Origin of the sequence: Methylosinus sp., assembly GCF_036560965.1 — a bacterium.
Lineage (GTDB): Bacteria > Pseudomonadota > Alphaproteobacteria > Rhizobiales > Beijerinckiaceae > Methylosinus.
The window spans coordinates 25,222-43,391 of the sequence record NZ_DATBQF010000022.1 but is presented as its reverse complement, the minus strand read 5'-3'; the positions used below and the strand labels follow the sequence as shown (position 1 = coordinate 43,391).

General features: G+C 66.2%; 19 protein-coding genes and 1 tRNA gene. 15 read left to right on the top strand and 5 right to left on the bottom strand.

The genetic code is table 11. From position 1 onward, the window contains the following. The first annotated feature begins 1 nt into the window (after window position 1). The 7 genes from VIF40_RS07920 to VIF40_RS07890 all read left to right on the top strand — a co-directional run bounded on the left by VIF40_RS07920 (window position 2) and on the right by VIF40_RS07890 (window position 4,280). A complete protein-coding gene (locus VIF40_RS07920; RefSeq protein WP_331936985.1) occupies window positions 2-505 on the top strand; it encodes a DUF4376 domain-containing protein in 504 nt (167 codons plus the stop codon). A gap of 46 nt (window positions 506-551) precedes the next feature. After that, complete coding sequence (locus VIF40_RS07915) at window positions 552-1,010, top strand: M15 family metallopeptidase (RefSeq protein WP_331936984.1); 459 nt, start codon at window positions 552-554, stop codon at window positions 1,008-1,010. Window positions 1,011-1,084: 74 nt separating this feature from the next. Then, window positions 1,085-1,282, top strand: a complete 198-nt coding sequence (locus VIF40_RS07910) for a hypothetical protein (RefSeq protein ID WP_331936983.1) — start codon at window positions 1,085-1,087, stop codon at window positions 1,280-1,282. 103 nt (window positions 1,283-1,385) lie between these two features. Further along, window positions 1,386-1,712: a PepSY domain-containing protein gene (locus VIF40_RS07905; RefSeq protein WP_331936982.1), complete on the top strand. Its 327-nt coding sequence runs from the start codon at window positions 1,386-1,388 to the stop codon at window positions 1,710-1,712. Window positions 1,713-1,747: 35 nt separating this feature from the next. Then, window positions 1,748-2,422, top strand: coding sequence for a response regulator transcription factor (locus tag VIF40_RS07900; protein WP_331936981.1), 675 nt, complete (start codon window positions 1,748-1,750; stop codon window positions 2,420-2,422). 9 nt (window positions 2,423-2,431) lie between these two features. After that, window positions 2,432-3,814 carry a sensor histidine kinase gene (locus tag VIF40_RS07895; protein WP_331936980.1) on the top strand — a complete coding sequence of 461 codons (1,383 nt, stop codon included), beginning with the start codon at window positions 2,432-2,434 and terminating at the stop codon, window positions 3,812-3,814. A 34-nt stretch (window positions 3,815-3,848) separates the two neighbouring features. After that, window positions 3,849-4,280 (top strand): hypothetical protein, encoded by a 432-nt coding sequence (locus VIF40_RS07890; protein ID WP_331936979.1) that lies wholly within the window; start codon window positions 3,849-3,851, stop codon window positions 4,278-4,280. Window positions 4,281-4,282: 2 nt separating this feature from the next. Here the strand turns inward: VIF40_RS07890 and VIF40_RS07885 are convergent. Then, window positions 4,283-4,368 (bottom strand) — tRNA-Leu (locus VIF40_RS07885). Between the two features lie 208 nt (window positions 4,369-4,576). On the opposite strand from VIF40_RS07885, the gene VIF40_RS07880 reads away from it, so the two are divergent. Continuing rightward, window positions 4,577-6,562 carry a hypothetical protein gene (locus VIF40_RS07880; protein WP_331936978.1) on the top strand — a complete coding sequence of 662 codons (1,986 nt, stop codon included), beginning with the start codon at window positions 4,577-4,579 and terminating at the stop codon, window positions 6,560-6,562. Between the two features lie 6 nt (window positions 6,563-6,568). On the opposite strand, the gene gpt is transcribed toward VIF40_RS07880, so the two are convergent. After that, window positions 6,569-7,054 carry a xanthine phosphoribosyltransferase gene (gpt, locus tag VIF40_RS07875; RefSeq protein WP_331936977.1) on the bottom strand — a complete coding sequence of 162 codons (486 nt, stop codon included), beginning with the start codon at window positions 7,052-7,054 and terminating at the stop codon, window positions 6,569-6,571. Window positions 7,055-7,088: 34 nt separating this feature from the next. Then, window positions 7,089-7,841 (bottom strand): competence/damage-inducible protein A, encoded by a 753-nt coding sequence (locus VIF40_RS07870; RefSeq protein ID WP_331936976.1) that lies wholly within the window; start codon window positions 7,839-7,841, stop codon window positions 7,089-7,091. 178 nt (window positions 7,842-8,019) lie between these two features. On the opposite strand from VIF40_RS07870, the gene map reads away from it, so the two are divergent. The 5 genes from map (at window position 8,020) to VIF40_RS07845 (ending at window position 12,136) form a co-directional block, all read left to right on the top strand. Then, window positions 8,020-8,886, top strand: a complete 867-nt coding sequence (map, locus tag VIF40_RS07865; protein WP_331936975.1) for a type I methionyl aminopeptidase — start codon at window positions 8,020-8,022, stop codon at window positions 8,884-8,886. After that, the gene (gene radC, locus VIF40_RS07860; protein ID WP_331936974.1) at window positions 8,883-9,623 is read left to right on the top strand and encodes a RadC family protein; all 741 of its coding nucleotides are present in this window, start codon (window positions 8,883-8,885) and stop codon (window positions 9,621-9,623) included. The genes map and radC overlap by 4 nt, the downstream gene beginning before the upstream one ends. A gap of 283 nt (window positions 9,624-9,906) precedes the next feature. Beyond that, on the top strand, window positions 9,907-10,146 hold the full coding sequence (locus VIF40_RS07855) for a hypothetical protein (protein ID WP_331936973.1): 240 nt from the start codon (window positions 9,907-9,909) through the stop codon (window positions 10,144-10,146). Window positions 10,147-10,236: 90 nt separating this feature from the next. Further along, complete coding sequence (locus tag VIF40_RS07850) at window positions 10,237-10,626, top strand: hypothetical protein (protein ID WP_331936972.1); 390 nt, start codon at window positions 10,237-10,239, stop codon at window positions 10,624-10,626. A gap of 109 nt (window positions 10,627-10,735) precedes the next feature. Then, entirely contained in the window at window positions 10,736-12,136 is a 1,401-nt protein-coding gene (locus tag VIF40_RS07845; RefSeq protein ID WP_331936971.1) for an MDR family MFS transporter, read from the top strand. A gap of 6 nt (window positions 12,137-12,142) precedes the next feature. Here VIF40_RS07845 and VIF40_RS07840 read toward each other — a convergent pair whose 3' ends face one another. Next, on the bottom strand, window positions 12,143-12,868 hold the full coding sequence (locus VIF40_RS07840) for an RlmE family RNA methyltransferase (protein ID WP_331936970.1): 726 nt from the start codon (window positions 12,866-12,868) through the stop codon (window positions 12,143-12,145). Next, window positions 12,865-14,964 carry an ABC transporter ATP-binding protein/permease gene (locus VIF40_RS07835; protein WP_331936969.1) on the bottom strand — a complete coding sequence of 700 codons (2,100 nt, stop codon included), beginning with the start codon at window positions 14,962-14,964 and terminating at the stop codon, window positions 12,865-12,867. Before VIF40_RS07835 ends, VIF40_RS07840 begins: the two co-directional genes overlap by 4 nt. A 395-nt stretch (window positions 14,965-15,359) precedes the next feature. Here VIF40_RS07835 and VIF40_RS07830 point away from each other — a divergent pair, with 395 nt between their 5' ends. Both VIF40_RS07830 and VIF40_RS07825 read left to right on the top strand, forming a co-directional pair. Next, window positions 15,360-16,313 carry an acetyl-CoA carboxylase carboxyltransferase subunit alpha gene (locus VIF40_RS07830; RefSeq protein WP_331936968.1) on the top strand — a complete coding sequence of 318 codons (954 nt, stop codon included), beginning with the start codon at window positions 15,360-15,362 and terminating at the stop codon, window positions 16,311-16,313. A 243-nt stretch (window positions 16,314-16,556) separates the two neighbouring features. Beyond that, a complete protein-coding gene (locus tag VIF40_RS07825; protein WP_331936967.1) occupies window positions 16,557-18,122 on the top strand; it encodes a murein L,D-transpeptidase family protein in 1,566 nt (521 codons plus the stop codon). Window positions 18,123-18,170 lie beyond the last annotated feature (48 nt).

Sequence of the window (18,170 nt, the reverse complement as noted above, 5' to 3'; positions counted from 1 at the left end):
AATGGGATATTCGGCGCTGAAGGAAAATCTCGTGCGGCGCGACATCGATGGCGCTGTCATACCCATCGAATCCGGCAGCGCCGACGGCCTCGCCTATCGCGAATGGCTCGCCGCCGGCAATTCGCCGACGCCGCTCCCGGCGCCGACGCTCGGTCAAGCCAAGTCCGCAAAGCTCGCCGCGCTGGCCGAGCGCCGCTGGCGCGCCGAGACGGCGGGGGCAGTCGTCGACGGCATGCGCCTGCCGACCGACGAGAAGACGCAGGCGAAGCTCACCGCCGCCGTCGTCGCCAGCGTGCTGGATAATAATTACGCGGTGAATTGGAAGCTCGCGGACGGCTCCTTTGCGAGCTTCGACCATGCGACTTTGATCGCCGTGGCGCAGGGCGTGCGCGCCCATGTGCAAGGCTGCTTCGATCGCGAGGCGACGCTCGTCGCGGCGATCGATGCGGCGTCCGAGATCGGCGCGCTCGCGGCGATCGACATCGAGACGGGATGGCCCGTCTGACGCCGCGTGCTTTCGTGGCTTTTTCTCGAATGAAAGGACCTTCGTCATGATCGACACCAAGGTCGCGGCGCGCCATGCGCCGCGCGCCGGCTTTGCTTTGGACGAAAGCTCGAAGGAAAAGCTCTCGGGCGTCCATCCCGATCTCGTGCGCGTGGTGCGAGCCGCCGCCGCGCGCTGCGAGCAGACATTCGTCGTCTTCGAAGGCGTGCGCACGATCGCGCGTGAGCGCACGCTGATCGCGCGGGGGGCGTCTGCTTTGAAGAACCCCTTCCGCTGTCGGCATGTGCCGACGCTGGACCCGAAATTCGGTCTCATTGGACATGCGGTCGATCTCGTTCCGCTGGTCGAGGGGCGGCCGCAATGGTCGTGGCCGCAGATCTATCCGATCGCGCGTGCGATGAAGGCGGCCGCGCAGGCCGAGCATGTGACGGTCGAATGGGGCGGCGATTGGCGCACGCTGAAGGACGGGCCGCACTATCAGCTGCCGTTCGCGCTCTATCCGTGATCGTCGCGCGGCGCCGCGTCGCGCGTCACGAGCCGCGCCGGGCGGTCTCCCGGCCAGACGAAAGGACGATGCTCATGGGTCTTTCTTTTCCTTCGGCTTACGGCTGGCTGCTCGCGCGCGCGGAGGAGCCGAGCACCTGGGCCGGGACCGGCGTCCTGGCCGCGGTGGTGCATTCGCTCGCGCCGGGAGCGCTCGGCGATAGCCTGCTGGCGGTCGGAGCCGCCGCCGCCGGTCTGGTCGCGGTCGTGATCCCCGAGAAAAAGCCGGACTGACGCGCTTCGGGCGGCGTCGGAGGGGTTTCCGACGCCGTCCTATGCGGCGTTCACTCGGCGTTCAGCAGGCGCATCGCATAGAGTTGGCGGGGAAAAGCCGAGAATGCGTCGGACCTTGTCGAAAATATTGGCGCTCATGGTCGCCATTCCGTCATCTGCGCTCGCCTGGGCCGGGGACGGGCCGGCGTTGCGGTGCCTGCCGATCGCCGAAACACGCCATCTCATCGCGGATCGGCGGCTCGGCGATCCTTTCGCGCTGATGCAGGCCGCGAGCCTGGCCGCTCATGCCGAGCCGATCAACGCCAGGCTCTGCCGCGACCATGACGAGCTGGTCTATGAGATCAGCCTGCTGCGCCGCGACGGGCGGGTGGTGCGGATTTATCTCGACGCCGCGACCGGCCAGCCCCATGCTGGCCATAAAGAACGCTAAAAAGACGATTCGGTCGGAGATCGGGGGGATAGGATTTGCGGCTTCTGGTCGTGGAGGATGACAAGGATTTGAACCGGCAGCTCGTCTCTGCGCTGGAGCAGGCGGGCTATGCGGTCGACCGCGCCTTCGATGGCGAGGAAGGGCATTTCCTCGGCGACACCGAGCCCTATGACGCCGTCGTGCTCGACATCGGCCTGCCGAAGAAGGACGGCGTCACCGTGCTCGAGGAATGGCGCGCCGGCGGGCGGATCATGCCCGTGCTGATCCTCACCGCGCGCGACCGCTGGAGCGACAAGGTGCAAGGCTTCGACGCCGGCGCCGATGATTATGTCGCCAAGCCTTTCCATATGGAGGAGCTGCTCGCGCGGCTGCGCGCTCTGCTGCGCCGCGCCGCCGGCCATGCGACCAGCGAGATCGTCTGCGGCCCGGTGCGGCTCGACACCAAGGCCGGCCGCGTCGTCGTCGATGGCGCGGCGGTGAAGCTCACCTCGCATGAATATCGGCTGCTCGCTTATCTGATGCATCATTCGGGGCGCGTGGTGTCGCGCAGCGAGATCGTCGAGCATCTCTACGATCAAGACTTCGATCGCGACTCCAACACGATCGAGGTCTTCGTCGGTCGGCTGCGCAAGAAGCTCGGCGTCGATCTCATCCAGACGGTGCGCGGGCTCGGCTATATGGCGGCGCCGCCGGAACCGGCCGAGCGCTGACGGGGCGCGATGCGGCGATTGGGCTTTCCGGGGCGATCGATCGCGGCGCGGCTGTTCTTCGCCGCCGCGGCGCTCAGTTCCGTCGTGCTGATGATCGCCGGTCTCGCCCTCACCGAATATTATCGCCGCACGGCGGAAGAGGTGTTCGAGCAGCGGCTCGGCGTCTATCTGCGCGCCATCGTCGCGGATGTTTCCGAATCCGGCGAGGATGGGCGTAGCGGGCCCGGGCAGCTCGGCGATCCGCAATTCGAGCTGGCGCGCTCGGGCTGGTATTGGCAGATCACCCGTCTCGACGATGAAGCGCATGAGATAAAGGCCTCGCGCTCGCTCTTCGCCGCGAAATTGCCGAAGCTCTCCGATCTGCATGTGCCGGCGGAGACCGGCGGCGTGCGGCGCGGCGTCGCGCTGGGGCCGGATGGGCGCTGGCTGCGCATCGTCGAGCGCGTCATCGATGTCGGCGATCTCGGCGTCTATCTCGTGCAGGTCGCCGCGACGACGGAGGAGACGGAGAATCAGATCGCGCGCTTTCGCTGGTCGCTGATGGTCGCCTTCTCGCTGCTCGCCATAGCGCTGGCGCTCGCCACCGCGGTGCAGGTGAGCGTCGGGCTGCAACCGTTGAAGCTGCTGCAGCGGGAATTGTCGCTCATTCGCCGCGGCGAGCGCGGGCGCATCGAGAGCGCCTATCCGACCGAGGTCGCGCCGCTCGCCGAGGAGCTCAATCTGATGATCTCCGCCAATCGCGACATTGTGGAGCGCTCGCGCACGCAGGTCGGCAATCTCGCTCACGCGCTGAAGACGCCGCTCAGCGTCATCGTCAATGAGGCGGACGCCGCGCCTTCGCCGCTCGCCGCCAAGGTGAGCGAGCAGGCGACGCTGATGCGCGATCAGATTTCCTTCTATCTCGAGCGCGCGCGGGCCGCGGCGCGCGCCGGCGCCATAGGCGCGACGACGGAGGTCGCGCCCGTGGTGGCGGCGCTGCTGCGCACGTTCGGCAAAATCTACGGCGAGCGCGGCGTGGCCTTTTCCGGCGAGGCGGCGGCGGAGCTGCGCTTTCTCGGCGAGCGGCAGGACCTCGAGGAGATTGTCGGCAATCTGCTCGACAATGCCGGCAAATGGGCGGCGAGCGAGGTGCGGCTGTCGGTGTCGCTGGAGAATGCGGAGGCCGGACGCAGCCGTCTCGTTTTCACCATAGACGACGACGGCCCAGGCCTCGCGCCGGAGTTTCGCGCCCAGGCGACGCGGCGCGGCCAGCGGCTCGACGAGACCAAGCCGGGGACCGGGCTCGGCCTGTCGATCGTCGCGCATCTCGCCGCCGATTACGGCGGCTCGCTCGCGCTCGACGACAGCCCGCTCGGCGGGCTGCGGGCGCAGGCGCGCCTGCCGGGCCTTTGACAGCGCGGGGCGCTTCCGGCAAGAGGAGAGAAAATTGCGAGAGCGGAGAGAGGATATGTCGGCGCAGGCGAGCTCGGCGATCGTCAGAATCGCGATGGCCGCAGGACTGTTCGGCGCGGCGCTGACCGCATCCGGCTGCAATTCGACCGCGCCTTCTGCGCCCGCCGCCGTCGTCGTCGCGCCCGAGCCGCCCGCGCCCGGCGTCATCGGCGCCGCGATCGGTCGTGATCTCGACGCGGCGGATCGCGCCTCGGCCGTCGCCGCGCAGCAGGAGGCGGTCGCCTCCGGTCAACGCAGAAGCTGGCGCGGCGCCCATGGCGCCTATGGCTTCATCGAGCCTGGTCCCGAGGCCGCATTGGGCGGCTGCCGGGACTATACGCATAAGATATTCATCGACGGCCGTCCGCAGCAGGCCAAGGGTCAGGCCTGCAAGAAGCCGGACGGCGGCTGGCGCGTGACGAGCTGAGCTGGTGCGGACGGCGGGGATCGAACCCGCATGGGCATGGCCCGAGGGATTTTAAGTCCCTTGCGTCTACCGGTTCCGCCACGTCCGCCCTCGTGGATCGGCCGATGCGCTGACGCATCGCTCGTGCTTCGCCACTGTCGCGAGTCCTGATAGCGCAATGTCGCGGACGCGGCAAACCGGGATTTGCGACGGGATTTGCGTCGTTGTCGGCGTGGACGCAACTGCGTGTTAACCGTAAGATGGATAGGTCTCGGCGATGCGCCGCGTCGATCGGGCGCGAATCGCCGGAGAGTCGATTGCTCACCTCGCTCGATCTCGTCTCGCGGCGCGACAGCGGCGCCGTCCGGGAGCCGTATGGCGACAGCGACAGAGAGCCAGACGCGCGCCCTTTTCCGATCGCTCTTTCCACACTCGCGCCGCTCGCCGCCTGCGCGGCGATCTTCCTGCTGCTGCGGCCCTATTACGGCCTCGACCATGACGCCGTGATCTATATGGGCCGCGGCCTCGCCGATCTCGATCCGGACGGCGTCGGCCGCGACATCATGTTCCGCTTCGACGGCCAATCGCGATTCAGCGTCTTCTCGCGGCTCGTCGATGGTCTCATCCCGGCTCTGGGCCTCGCCGCCGCGGCAAAATCTCTCGCTTTCGCCGGCTGCGCGCTCTGGTTCGCGGCGCTGGCGGCGCTGGCGTCGCGCCTCGCATGCGCGAGCGCGCTCTGGGCGCTGCTGCTGCTCGTCGCCTGCTTCGACAGCGCCTATGGCGGATTCGGCGTCTTTCATTTCGCAGAGCCTTTCGCGACGCCGCGGCCTTTCGCCGAGGCTTTCGTCCTGGCGGCTTTCGCGGCGCTGCTCTCCGATCGGCGCTGGACGGCCGGTCTCTGCCTCGTGGCGGCCGTGGGCTTTCACCCGATCATCGCCGCGCCGGGCTGTCTCGTCGCGTTATTGTATGAGGGGCTGAAAGATCGGCGCATTTTCGTGGCCGCCCTTCTCGGCGGGGCGGGGCTGCTGGTCGCGGCGCTGGCCGGCGCGCCGCTGCTCGAGCGACTGACCGCGCGCATCGATCCGCAATGGGCGGCGATCATCTCGGTGCGGAGCGACTATATTTTCCTCACCGAATGGCCGGCGGGCGCATGGATCGCGATCCTCCGGCAGGCCAGCACGCTGCTGCTCGCCGCGAGCCTCGCGCCGCGCCGCGCGCAGCGACTGCTGTTTTGCGTGGCGGGGGCGGTCGGCCTCGGCCTCGCCGCCAGCTATTTGCTCGGCGATCTGCTCATGCGCGAGCTCGCGGCGCAGGCGCAGAGCTGGCGCGGTCTGTGGCTCGCCGCCGCCTTTGCGCCGCTGGCGCTGGGCCTCGCCGCGCCGGCGTTGTGGCGCGAGGGGTCGCAGGGCCGCATCGTCCTCGTCCTTCTCGTGACGAGCTGGATTTTGCGGGCGGCGCCCGAGAGCGCCTTTCTGGCTCTCGTCGCGGCTCTCGCCTGGTGGAGCCGGGCGCGCTGGAGCCACATCTCGCTCGCGCTGCTGGAACGCGCGCTGTTCACGCTCTGCGGCCTCTGCGCGCTCTGCGTGCTCGGCGCGGCGCTGTGGTTCGCGCGCGAATATGTTCGCGCGGCGCCGAGTGCGGATTCGGTCCTGCCCTCGGTTCTGCGCGCCGGCGAGCCTGCCTATATCCCGCTTCTGCTGATCGCGCTCGCCATTCTGGTCGCCGCTCGGCGGCCGCGTCCGCTGCTGGCCGTCTGCGCCACGGCTGTCGCCGCGCCGCTCGCCGTCTTCTGCTGGGCCAATGAGCCTTTCCCACTCCGCTCGGCGGATGTGCGGCCACAGGCGCTGGAGGCGATCGTGGCTCCGCACGAGGGCGAGGTTCTCTGGCTGAACGACAAGCTCGCGCCCTGGGTGTGGCTCGGCCGCGCCAATTGGGCGTCGCATGTACAAGGGGCGGGAGGCCTGTTCTCGCGCGGGCTGGCGCTGGTCTGGCGCGAGCGAATGGGTTTTTTGCACGATCTCGGCTGGGTCACGGATGGCGCATTGACGCCGCGCCCCGGCGACGGCGTCGATTTTCCGCCCTTCACGCGCGGCGCGTTGGAGAGGCTGTGCGGGCGCGCCGACGCGCCGGCCTTCGTCGTGGGGGCGGTCGAATCGCCGAATGCGCTCCCGCCGGGGCTCGAGGCGCGCTTCTGGCGCGGCCCGATGCGCTTTTCGCTGCATCTTTCCGGCGCGGCGCCGCAATGGACGCCGATCGAGCATTACGCGATCTTCGATTGCGCGGCCTATCGGCCGGCGGGATAGGCGCGATCAGGACGATCCTCTGGCGATCGGCGCCTGGAAGGTGAGGCCGGTGTCCCAGGGGAAATAAATCCATGTGTCCTGCGAGACCTCGGTGACGAAAGTGTCGACCAGCGGCCGGCCCTGCGGCTTGGCGTAGACGGTCGCGAAATGCGCCTTGGGCAGCAGGGCGCGCACCACCTTCGCCGTCGCGCCCGTGTCGACGAGATCGTCGACGATCAGCACGTCCTCGCTCGGGCGCGCCAGAATCGTCTCGGAGAGCGGCTTCAGCACATGGACCTCGCCGCGCTGGGTCTCCTCGTGGTAGCTCGCGACGCCGATGGTGTCGATGACGCGAATGCCGAGCTCGCGCGCGACGATGCCGGCGGGGACCAGCCCGCCGCGCGTCACCGCGACGATCGCCGAGAAGCGGCCGACCCCCGAGAGCCGCCAGGCGAGCGCGCGCGCATCGCGGTGGAAGGCGTCCCAGGACACCGGAAAAGCTTTGTCTTCCATAGGGCGGTCTCCTCGAGAGTGGTCTTCTCGGCCGTCAGAGCGGCGTTCCATTGGCGGTGAGCCGCACGATCAGCGCCCGCACCTTCTGCGCCGCGGCCTCGAGCTCGGCGCCGTCGCGGCTGCGCAGCACGATCTGATTGCGCACCCCGGCGCTGGAGAAGGACGGATAGGAGCCGACCGTCACGCATTCATGCTCCTTGGCGATCTGCTCGAGATCGGCGGCGTAGCGGCCCTCCGCTATGCCATGCGCGTCGACCGTGGCCACCTGCACGCGCACGCCTTTGACGATGCGGCCGGCGGCGGCGTCCAGCATCGCCTGCATGATGATCGGCACGCCGGCCATGACGATCACATTGCCGATCATGAAGCCCGGCGCCTTGGAGATGGCGTTCTCGATCAGCTCGGCGCCTTGCGGAATGCGGGCCATGCGCCGGCGGGCGGCATTGAGGTCCTGCGGGGCGATGCGTTCCAGCAGCATGGCGATGGCGCGCTCGTCCTCGCCGATCGGCGCGTCGAAGGCCTTGGCGACCGCGTCGGCGGTGATGTCGTCATGGGTGGGGCCGATTCCACCGGTGGTGAAGACATAGCTGTAGCGTCCCCGCAGCGCGTTCAGCGCGGCGACGATCTCCTCCTCCACGTCGGGCACGACGCGCACCTCGCGCAGGTCGATTCCAAGCTCGCCCAGATATTTGGCGATATAATTGGTGTTGAGGTCCTGCGTGCGGCCGGAGAGGATCTCGTCTCCGATCACGAGCACGGCGGCCGTGATTATGTCTTCGCGCTCCATGGCCGCTCCTCGAGGGTCAGTCTCGCCCAAATTCTATGACAGGGCCGCCGCTCAGGCCAGCCGGGCGTTCCGGCTCGGTCCGAGCTGCCCCCGGCATTTGGCGCGCGCATCTTGCTTTGCGCCGCCAATTTCTTAATTTATAAGCTAAAGCAGGCCACGACCAAGCAGAGAGCACAGCATGACATTCGTCGAGTCCCATCTCGCGGGCTCGGGCCGCAAGAGCGGCCAGATCAAGCTTCACGGCCCCGAGGATTTCGAGGGCATGCGTCTCGCTGGCCGGGTGACGGCCGAGGCGCTGGACATGCTGGTCCCTTATGTGAAGCCCGGAGTCACCACCAAGGCGCTGGACGATCTCGTCTTCGACTTCGCCATAGCCAACGGCGCCTATCCGGCCCCGCTCGATTATCGCGGCTATCGCAAATCCATCTGCACCTCGATCAATCATGTGGTCTGCCACGGCATTCCCGACGACAAGCCCTTGCGCGAGGGCGACATCGTCAATGTGGACGTGACCTTCATCATCGACGGCTGGCATGGCGATTCGAGCCGCATGTTCGCCGTGGGCGAGGTTCCGCGCCGCGCCCAGCGCCTGATCGACGTGACCTATGAGAGCCTGATGCGCGGCATCGCCGTGGTGAAGCCCGGGGCGACGACGGGCGATATCGGCGCCGCGATCCAGCGATTCGCCGAGGCCGAGCGCTGCTCGGTGGTGCGCGATTTCTGCGGGCATGGGCTCGGCCGGCTGTTCCACGACGAGCCCAATATTCTGCATTACGGCTCGCCGGGGCAGGGGGTCGAGCTGCGGCCGGGCATGTTCTTCACCATTGAGCCGATGATCAATCTCGGCCGGCCGCAGGTGAAGGTCCTCGGCGACGGTTGGACCGCCGTCACCCGCGACCGCTCGCTCTCGGCGCAATTCGAGCATTCGCTCGGCGTGACCGAGACCGGCGTCGAAATCTTCACCGCCTCGCCCGCCGGGCTCGACAATCCCAACGGCGACTCGCCCAACGGAGCCTCGCCGGACGCGGCCGCTAGCGCCGAATGAGCGAGCCGCGCGCTCCCCGGCGGCGGCCAGACGGCGAGAAAGCCGCCGACGGTCTACGCGAGGAGGCGCCGCATTTTCATGGACACAGGCAGCGGCTGCGCGACCGTTTCCTCGAGGCGGGCGAGATCGCGCTCGCCGATTACGAGCTGCTGGAGCTCGTGCTCTATCGCGCGATACCGCGCCGCGACGTCAAGCCGCTGGCCAAGGCGCTGATCGCGCGATTCGGCTCCTATTCGGAGGTCGTCGCCGCGCGGCCTGAACGATTGCGCGAGATCGACGGGCTCGGCGAGGCGGCGATCTGCGAGATCAAGCTCGTGGAGGCGGCGGCGCTGCGGCTGGCGCGCGGTAATCTGCAGAAGCGGACCGTGCTCTCGTCGTTCATGGACGTGATCGACTACTGCCGCACGGCGATGGCCTATGCCGAGCGCGAGGAGTTCCGCGTCCTCTTTCTCGACAAGCGCAATGCGCTGATCGCCGACGAGGTTCAGGGCGTCGGCACGGTGGACCATACGCCCGTCTACCCGCGCGAGGTGGTGCGCCGCGCGCTGGAGCTGGGCTCGTCGGCGCTGATATTGGCGCATAATCACCCTTCGGGCGACCCGACGCCGTCGACCGCCGACATTCGCATGACGCTGGACATCATCGCCATCGCGCAGCCATTCGGCATAGCGGTGCATGATCATTTGATCGTGGGGAGGAACGGGCATACGAGTCTGAAGGGGCTGAAGTTCATTTGAGGCGGTGGCTTCGGGAGAATCATGATTGGGGGAACTTCTCCAACTGGAATGAATTTCTGAAAAGGACGAATCACCATGCGTCCGTCGCAAAAATGTGCAAAATGGAAGCGCACCATTATGTGTGGAACTGGCATCCGAGCCTGTGCTCAGAATTTACATCTTGCTTTTCCAAAACGATAGCAGGCGAATTTCAAAATGAAACATTGTCACTCTTGCACCGGTTTAGGTTTGTGAATAAGTTCCCGCTGTTGTGGTGCTCTGAGGCTTATCCGAGGAGCGTGTCATGATGGCAAGAGAAGAAAATATTCCCATGTCATGGCAGAAGTTTCTTATGGTCGTGGCAATCTGCAAGGCTGCAATTGGCGGGGCAGGGTTGGCGCTTGCCATTCTGGGTGCCTATAATGTCGCTGCTGCGATCACGGCGCATGATTGGATCGTGTCTGTGCAACACGCCTACACACTGGACGCTTTCGCTCTAGGAGGCGGAGTTATTGGGGCTGCGTTGAAAATTTTCACTCGGTAAAATTAGATCTGCAAAATAGAGGCGCTTTGTCATAAAATGCCAGAATTTTTTAGCGCCTCTATAAAGCCCATAAATACGAACCAGTTGGGTATGTTCTATTTCTTTTGGATTGGGCTTTATGTCGCGATAAATTTTGTATGGGACTGGCGATCACCGCACACTCCGCCGTTTCATATTGCACACATTAGCGAAAAACTTTCAGTATTGTACAACGCGTCGACGTTTGCCAGCAGCGTCCTCCTTATATCCTCGGTGTTCAATGCGGAAGTGCAGAAAGTCGCCGGGGATGCGGTTGCCCCGATTGTTATGGCTGCGCTTTCCGGCTTTATGGTTGGTCTTGCCGGTCTGAGCCCGTATAAGCCAGAACGAACGCAGGTTAGCAACCAGATCGGTGCAGGAGGCTATGTCGTCACTCCTCCTCCAGGCTCGAACATCTCTCCGAGCGTCATTGTGCCGGATACGCAAACACCGCCAATATGAGCGTGGATGCGGTGACGGTCCTTGTTGACGCGCGCGAAACTCAGCTAAACAGACGGTCGGGAGACTCGCGGGGCTGGGCTTATCCCACCAACGCTTATCACGAGGTCCGTTGCCTTCCTTCGCCGTCACGCCGCTGATCATCGCCACGGCGCTCTTCATGGAGAATCTCGACGGCACGGTGCTGGCGACGGCGCTGCCCGCCATGGCCGTGGATCTGCACGAGGACCCGATCGCGCTGAAGCTCGCGCTCACCTCCTATCTGCTGTCGCTCGCGGTTTTCATCCCGCTCTCCGGCTGGGTCGCCGATCGCTATGGCGCGCGGCGGGTGTTTCGCGCCGCGATTCTCGTCTTCACCTTCGGCTCCATCCTCTGCGGCTTTTCCACCTCGCTCGCCGGCGTCGTCGGCGCGCGCATCGTGCAGGGGCTCGGCGGGGCGATGATGGTGCCGGTCGGGCGGCTCGTGCTGCTGCGCGTCGCGCCGCGTCACGATCTCGTGCGCGCGCTCGCCTATCTCACCATTCCGGCGCTGATCGGCCCCGTGGTGGGGCCGCCGCTCGGCGGCTTCATCGCCACTTATTTTCATTGGCGCTATATTTTCTGGATCAATGTGCCGATCGGCTTTCTCGGCGTCGCGCTCGTCACCCGCTATATTCCCGATCTGCGCGAGGAGAGCGTTCCGCCGCTCGATGTGACGGGCTTTCTGCTCTCGGGCCTCGGTCTATCGAGCCTCGTCTTCGGGCTCGGCGCCCTCGGCCAGGGAATTATACCGGCGCCCGCCGCGGCGGGGCTCGTCGCGGCGGGCGCGGCCGCGCTCTGCCTCTATGTGCGCCATGCACGGCGGACGCCGCATCCGATCATCGATCTCGATCTCCTGCGCGTGCCGACCTTCCACGCCGCGGTCGTCGGCGGCTTCCTGTTCCGCATGGGGCTCGGGGCGATGCCTTTTCTGCTGCCGCTGATGCTGCAGACGGGCTTCGGCCTCACGGCCTTTCAATCGGGCTCGCTGACCTTCATCGCCGCCATCGGCGCCATAGCGATGAAGACCGCGGCCCAGCCCATTCTGAACCGTTTCGGCTTCCGGCGCGTGCTGATCGTCAACGCGCTGATCTCGGCGGGCTTCTTCTGCTTCAATGCGCTGTACACGCCCATGACGCCGCATTGGCTCATCATGAGCGCGCTGCTCGCCGGCGGCTTCTTCCGATCGCTGCAATTCACGGCGTTGAACGCGATCGGCTATGCCGATATCGACGATCCGGCGATGAGCCGGGCGACGAGCTTCGCTTCGGCCGGCCAGCAATTGTCGCTGTCGGCGGGCGTCTCGCTCGGCGCCGGCGCGCTGGAGAGCGCGCGTGCGCTGCATGGCGGCGACGCGTTGCGGCTCGCGGATTTCGACGCGGCCTTTCTCGTCGTGGCGGCGGTGTCGGCCTCGTCCATCCTGATCTTCCGCGGGCTCGCGCCGACGGCGGGCGAGGGGCTCACGGGGCGAGTGGCGATCGAGGCCGACGGATAGGCCTGATCATCCATCGGCGACCAATGCCGCTCCGCCGCCGCGAAATCCGGTGGCCAGCACATAGAGCTCGGCGGAGTCGGGGCGGCTCGCGGACGGCTTCAGATGGCGCACTTGCGCGAAATCGCGCTTCAGCGCTGCGAGCAATTGATGCTCGGTGCCGCCCTGCAGCACTTTGGCGATGAAAAAGCCGCCGGGCGCCAGCACGTCCTTCGCGAAATCCGCGGCCAGCTCGGCGAGCGCCACGATCTTCAGATGGTCGGTCTGCTTATGGCCGGTGGCGTTGGCCGCCATATCGGACATGACGCCATCGGCGCCGCCGCCGAGCATGGCCTTTATCTGCTCCGGCGCGGTCTCGTCGTTGAAATCCATCACGGTGAATTCGACGCCGGCGATGGGCTCGATCTCGAGCAGGTCGATGGCGACGACCTTGCCCTTGCTCTTGCCATCGGCGGATTTCACGCGTGTGGCGGCGATCTGCGACCAGCCGCCGGGCGCCGCGCCGAGATCGACGATGCGCTTTCCCGGCGTGAGCAGCCGGTGCCGATCGTCCATCTCGAGCAGCTTATAGGCGGCGCGCGAGCGATAGCCGTCGCGCTTGGCCTGCGCGACAAAGGGATCGTTGAGCTGGCGCTCGAGCCAGAGCGTCGACGACAGCGAGCGCTTCTTCGCCGTCTTCACGCGCTCCTTCAGCGAGCGGCCGCCTTCGCGTCCAGAGGCGCCGGATTTCGTCATGCCATCACCGCCTCATGCGGAGCGAAGGTTCCGTCGGCCGCCTGCTCCATCGCTATGTGCCGATGGTGGAAGGCGTGCAGGCTCGAGCGATGGCCGATGGAGACGATCGTCGTCCGTGGCAGGCGCTCGCGCAGCATTGTGTAGATTTCGCCCTCGAGCTTCTCGTCGAGCGCCGAGGTCGCCTCGTCGAGGAACAGCCAATCGGGCTCGGCCAGCAGGGCGCGGGCGATGGCGACGCGCTGCTGCTCGCCGCCGGAGAGGCGCTGCGACCAGGAATCCTCGTCGTCCAGCCGACATTTGAACGTTCCGAGCCGCGCTGCGACCAGCGCCTCCTCGATCGCCTGGCGGGAGAAGGCGTCGAGCGCGCTCGGATAGGCGACGGCCTCGGCCAGCGTGCCGATGGGAATATAGGGCTTTTGCGGCAGCAGCAGCACCTTGGCGCCGTCCGGCGTCCGCACGCAGCCCTCGCCATAGGGCCAGATGCCGGCGATGGCGCGAAACAGCGTCGATTTTCCCGATCCCGAGGGGCCGGTCAGCAGCGTCGATTCGGCCGGCTGGAGCACGAGATCGCGCGCCTCGACGATGCGCCGCCCGTCGGGGAGCGACAGAGCGAGATCATGGACGGCGATCTCGGGCGAGGCGCCGCGCTCGCTCCTCGGCGCCGCGGCGCGCATCGTCGTCGCGCGCTCGATCGCCTCGTCGAAGGAGGCGAGGCGGTCCAGCACCGCTTTGAAATTGGCGAGCGACGTGTAGTAGGTGACGAAGAAGGTCAGCGCGTCCTGCACCTTGTCGAAGGCGCCGGCGGTCTGCGTCATCACGCCGAGATTGATCTTGCCGGCGAAATAGAAGGGCGCGGTGAGCAGATAGGGGATGATCGGCGACAATTGCCCATAGGTCGCCGTGAAGCTGATCATCTTCTTGCGGGTCGTGACGATGCGCAGATAGTTGACGATGATCGCCGTGAAGCGGCTCACCAGCGAGGATCGCTCGGCCTTCTCGCCGGCGAGCAGCGCGACCTGCTCGCTATATTCGCGCAAGCGCGCCAGCGAGAAGCGGAAGTCCGCCTCACGATGCTGGCGCTCGAAATACAGGCCCGACAGCGTCCGGCCGAGAAGATGGGTCACCACCGTGCCGATCGCCGCATAGAGCAGCGCCACCCAGAACAGGAAGCCGGGAACGAAGATATCGGTGCCCGGGAAGGCGTAATTGCCGGACAGTCCCCACAGGACGATGGAGAAGGAGACGAGCGAGCTCAGCGTCTGGATCAGCAGGATCGAATAGGAATAGACGCCATAGCCGTCGGTGCCGCCGTCGATGAAGCGGTTGACGTCTTCGGCGATGCGCTGGTCCGGATTGTCCGTCTGACTGCCGGCGAGCGCCATGCGATAATGCGTGTGATCGCCGAGCCAGCGGGACACGTAATGTTCGGTGAGCCAGCGCCGCCAGCGAATGATCATCAGCGATTGCACCACGAATTCGATCACGGCGCTGATGATGTAGGTGAAGGCCCAGGGCGTGAAGACAAAGAGCAGCAGGCTCCAGAACGCGTCGGCGTTCTTCTCCTGGATCGCGTTGAAGAAGTCGCGATTGAAATAGGACAGACGCACATTGACGCCGACCTGCGCCTGATTGATGAGCACGAGCCCCACGATCATCGCGATGGCGATGCTGTGCTCCGGCGCGCCGAATCGAAACAGCCCGAGGAGGCGGGCCTCGCCGCGTTCGCGACTGTCGAAATAGAGATCGGCGATGCGCGTCATCTCGCGCACGACGGGGATGTGAGAGACGGCGAAGACGATGATCGAGAAGATCGCCACCGTGAGCGACATGCTCTCCGGCAGCGCGTAATTGGCGAGCGCCGTGGGCCACAATCCCTCGACGTTCAGCAGGCGCGCGACGCCGAAGACGATCGTCTCCACCGAGAAGATGGAGACGAATATCTTCAGAAAGCTGGAGATCGTGGCGCTGCGCCAGGTGGTGAAGGCGCAAAGGCCGGAGCCGGCGGCGAGGAGGAAGAGATTGGCGTCGCTAAGATGAACGCCCGCTGCGAGCGAAAGCGCCGCGAAGACGGCGACAGCCGCGCCAAGTCCCTGCATGTCTCAATTCCTCTCAATCATCGCGCCACATCGGCGCAGGGCGTCGCCTCACGGCGCAGTAATCTCGAGATTGCGCCAATGGCGTGGCGCGTCGAGCCGCCCTCGCACTGCGATAGCGCGCTTTCGGGAGAAAGGGCAAATCGCCGCGCGCCGCCGGCTCCTTTGTCGCGGGAGGATTTTGCTCGAGCTGCGCCGGAGCGAGGACGCAGCTCCGGTTCTCGGCCCGTGGGAGAGAAGAAACCGCTCGATCCGGGGCCGCGGAGGAAAAAATTCGGCGTTTTCTTCCGCGGGGCGCGCCGCGATTAAGGGCGTGTTCTTGACTTCCCGCGCCGTTGCGGCCAGTTTCCGCGCCGCTTCGCTAGGCTCCTGAGCCGCAATCCCGTGTCGTTCGCCACATGCGCTCCTACCTCGACTTCGAAAAGCCCGTCGCCGAATTGGAGACCAAGGTGGAGGAGTTGCGCGCGCTGGCGTCCAAGGGCGACGGCGTGTCGATCTCCGACGAGCTCGCCAAGCTCGAGGCCAAGGCTCACAAGGCGCTCGCCGATCTCTACGCCAGCCTGACGCCGACACAGAAAATCCAGGTCGCGCGCCATGCGCAGCGGCCGCATTTCTCCGATTATGTGCGGCTCTTGTTCAGCGAGTTCACGCCGCTCGCCGGCGACCGCGCCTTTGGCGAGGACGCGGCGATCGTCTGCGGATTCGCGCGTTTTCGCGGCGAGCCGGTCTGCCTCATCGGCCAGGAGAAGGGCTCCGATACGGAGAGCCGGCTGAAGCATAATTTCGGCATGGCCCGGCCGGAGGGCTATCGCAAGGCCGCGAGGCTGATGGAGCTCGCCGACCGATTCGGCCTGCCGGTCATCTCGCTGGTGGATACTTTCGGCGCCTTTCCGGGCATAGACGCCGAGGAGCGCGGCCAGGCGGAGGCGATCGCCCGCTCGATCGACGTCTCGCTGTCGCTCGGCGTGCCCAATGTCGCCGTGGTGGTGGGCGAGGGCGGCTCCGGCGGCGCCATCGCGATCGCCAGCTGCAACAAGGTGCTGATGCTCGAGCATTCGGTCTATACGGTCGCTTCGCCCGAGGCTTCGGCCTCCATTCTGTGGCGCGACTCCTCCAAGTCGCAGGACGCCGCCACCAGCATGAAGATCACCGCCCAGGATCTGCTGAAATTCGGCATCATCGACGTCATTGTCGCCGAGCCTGCGGGCGGCGCCCATCGCGACCCGGAGACGGCGGTCGCCGCCGTCGGCGAGGGGATAGACGACGCGCTGGCGAGCCTCGCCAATCTCTCCCGCACGCAGATCGTCGATGCGCGGGCCGAGCGCTTTCTCTCGGTCGGACGCAAGGTCTGAGCAGACGAGAGTCGACGCCGTTCAGCATTTGCGAGGCGTAAATCATCGATCGGCGCGGTCTCTCGGCGTGAACCATCCGTTAACCTTGGAAGCGATCGGCGCCCTCTGCGGGGCGGCGACAGTCACGCTCTGGCCTTATTCTTCCTCTTGCGTTAGAAGGACGTTCGTAAATCGACGTCTATTGTCGTGCTGGCTTCCCGAGGCGTGATTCGCGCTTGCGGGCGCGGACATCGAGGGGCGAGAATGAGTCTCATCCGAAACATCGGGCGTCTCGGCCCCTGGAGCCTCGTCGGCGCGGCGCTCGCGCTCTCCGCCTGCAATGATCTCGGCTCCGGCTCGCAGCGTTCGCTGGCCCCCATTCCGCCGGAGACGCTGGCGCTGATGGAGCAGACCGGCGTCACCAAGGAATCGCCGACCCTCATCCGCGCCTATAAGAAAGAAGCCGAGCTCGAAGTCTGGAAGCAGCGGCCCGACGGCCGCTACGCCTACCTCAAGAGCTTCCCCATGTGCCGCTGGTCGGGCCAGCTCGGCCCCAAGGTCCGCGAGGGCGACCGCCAAGTGCCGGAGGGGTTCTATTCCATCACCCCCGGCCAGATGAATCCGAACTCCGCCTATTATCTGTCCTTCAACGTCGGCTATCCCAACGCCTATGACCGCGCCTATGGCCATGGCGGCGGCTCTATAATGGTCCATGGCGCTTGCTCTTCGGCCGGCTGCTTCTCGATGACGGATCGGCAGATCGGCGAGATCTACGCCATTCTGCGCAGCTCCTTCAACAATGGCCAGCGCTCGATCCAGATGCAGTCCTACCCGTTCAAGATGAACGCGGAAAATCTGGCCAAGCATCGGCTCGACCCCAATATCGGCTTTTGGAAGCAGCTGAAGGAAGGCTCCGACCATTTCGAGGTCGCCGGCAAGGAGCCGACGGTGGGAGTCTGCAATCGGCGTTATGTCTTCGACGCCGCCTCGGCCAATGGCCAGCCGCTCGACGCCGGCGCGGCCTGTCCGCCGCTCAAGCGCAATGCGGAGATCGAGGCGCAGGTCGCGCGAAAGGCCGCGGTGGATGACGCCAGAGTGGCGGAGCTGGCGGCGGCCGGCGTGCGGCCGGTGCGCGTCGTCTATCAGGACGGCGGCCAGCATCCGGATTTTTATGCCCGCGTCGCCGAGGTGAGCCGGCCCGAGACGCTGGTCGCGCCGCTCGAGATCGCGCTCGACGAGAAGATCGGCGGCTCGAAGTCGCGTTCCCCGATCATCGCCATGGCCGCGACCCGACTCGCCGCCAAGGCGAAGAAAGAGGCCGAGACGAGGGTCGCGGTTCAGCCGGCGACGACCACGACGGCCGTCGCATCTGCGCCGGCAGAACCGGCCAAGCTCAGCGCCTTCGCTGGCGCGACGGATTCGATCGGCGGTTTGCTCGGCTTCCCCAAGGCGTCGCCAGCCGCGCCCGCGGTCCAGAGTGAAGCTTCTGCAACCGCCGCCAAAGCAGCCGAGCCTGTCAAGATCGAGTCAGCCAAGACAGCGGTCTCCAAGACGACGATCTCCAAGACAGCGGTCCACAAGACGGAGGTCTCCAAGACGGAGGACTCCAAGACGATGAAGGCGGCGCCCGCGAAGGCCATCCCGGCCAAGACCGCGGCCGCTCGTCAATCGGCGTCGTCTCAGGGGCCGGCGTCCCTGGCTCCGCATCGTGTCGATCCCGCGAAAAAGCCGCAGGCCTCGCTCGGCGGCGGGCATCCCGCCAAAATCGCCGAGGCGGCCGTCGGGTCGGCGCTGCGCGAAGGTTTGTCGCCGATCTCCGCTCGCCCCTGAGCGGCCAGCATCCAATATTTTTGCGATTGGACGACCCGCTCCGCGCGG

Bases quoted from the DNA above. Each gene is read 5' to 3' on its own strand.
- VIF40_RS07905 (WP_331936982.1), top strand. From the start codon at position 1,386: ATGCGTCGGACCTTGTCGAAAATATTGGCGCTCATGGTCGCCATTCCG.
- radC (WP_331936974.1), top strand. From the start codon at position 8,883: ATGAGCGAGCCGCGCGCTCCCCGGCGGCGGCCAGACGGCGAGAAAGCC.
- VIF40_RS07895 (WP_331936980.1), top strand. From the start codon at position 2,432: ATGCGGCGATTGGGCTTTCCGGGGCGATCGATCGCGGCGCGGCTGTTC.
- VIF40_RS07850 (WP_331936972.1), top strand. From the start codon at position 10,237: ATGTTCTATTTCTTTTGGATTGGGCTTTATGTCGCGATAAATTTTGTA.
- VIF40_RS07870 (WP_331936976.1), bottom strand. From the start codon at position 7,841: ATGGAGCGCGAAGACATAATCACGGCCGCCGTGCTCGTGATCGGAGAC.
- VIF40_RS07825 (WP_331936967.1), top strand. From the start codon at position 16,557: ATGAGTCTCATCCGAAACATCGGGCGTCTCGGCCCCTGGAGCCTCGTC.
- VIF40_RS07910 (WP_331936983.1), top strand. From the start codon at position 1,085: ATGGGTCTTTCTTTTCCTTCGGCTTACGGCTGGCTGCTCGCGCGCGCG.
- VIF40_RS07830 (WP_331936968.1), top strand. From the start codon at position 15,360: ATGCGCTCCTACCTCGACTTCGAAAAGCCCGTCGCCGAATTGGAGACC.
- VIF40_RS07835 (WP_331936969.1), bottom strand. From the start codon at position 14,964: ATGCAGGGACTTGGCGCGGCTGTCGCCGTCTTCGCGGCGCTTTCGCTC.
- VIF40_RS07915 (WP_331936984.1), top strand. From the start codon at position 552: ATGATCGACACCAAGGTCGCGGCGCGCCATGCGCCGCGCGCCGGCTTT.
- VIF40_RS07920 (WP_331936985.1), top strand. From the start codon at position 2: ATGGGATATTCGGCGCTGAAGGAAAATCTCGTGCGGCGCGACATCGAT.
- VIF40_RS07855 (WP_331936973.1), top strand. From the start codon at position 9,907: ATGATGGCAAGAGAAGAAAATATTCCCATGTCATGGCAGAAGTTTCTT.
- gpt (WP_331936977.1), bottom strand. From the start codon at position 7,054: ATGGAAGACAAAGCTTTTCCGGTGTCCTGGGACGCCTTCCACCGCGAT.
- map (WP_331936975.1), top strand. From the start codon at position 8,020: ATGACATTCGTCGAGTCCCATCTCGCGGGCTCGGGCCGCAAGAGCGGC.
- VIF40_RS07840 (WP_331936970.1), bottom strand. From the start codon at position 12,868: ATGACGAAATCCGGCGCCTCTGGACGCGAAGGCGGCCGCTCGCTGAAG.